This is a genomic window from Neisseria sp. P0022.S009 (genome assembly GCF_051956675.1).
Lineage (GTDB): Bacteria > Pseudomonadota > Gammaproteobacteria > Burkholderiales > Neisseriaceae > Neisseria.
This window is the reverse complement of the sequence record NZ_JBQCXE010000096.1, coordinates 1-328: the sequence shown is the minus strand read 5'-3', so window position 1 is coordinate 328 and position 328 is coordinate 1. Positions and strand designations below refer to the sequence as shown.

1 protein-coding gene is annotated in these 328 nt (G+C 56.4%); it reads left to right on the top strand.

Features of this window, described 5'->3' with window-relative positions; translation table 11 throughout:
* A partial coding sequence (locus ACTHUG_RS11605) for a phage baseplate assembly protein V (RefSeq protein WP_440386920.1) occupies window positions 1-328 on the top strand: 328 nt, incomplete at both ends.

Here is a 328-nt window from a genome sequence, read left to right as displayed (position 1 = left end):
ATCGACGACATGGGCCGCTACCGCGTCAAATTACCGTTTGATTTAGACGAATGGAGTCCGGGTGGGGAAAGCCGTCCCGTCCGACTGGCCAAACCCTATGCCGGTCCCGAATACGGCATCCACTTCCCCTTACACGAAGGCACCGAAGTGATGCTGTCCTTCGTCCAGGGTAATCCCGACCGTCCGTATATCTCCGGCGTCATGCACGACAGTGCCCATACCGACCATATCCCCGCCGATTGGAACACAAGGAACGTCATCCGTACCTGGGCGAACAACAAACTGAGGATGGAAGACCTGCAAGGTCAGGAACACATCAAACTCGCCA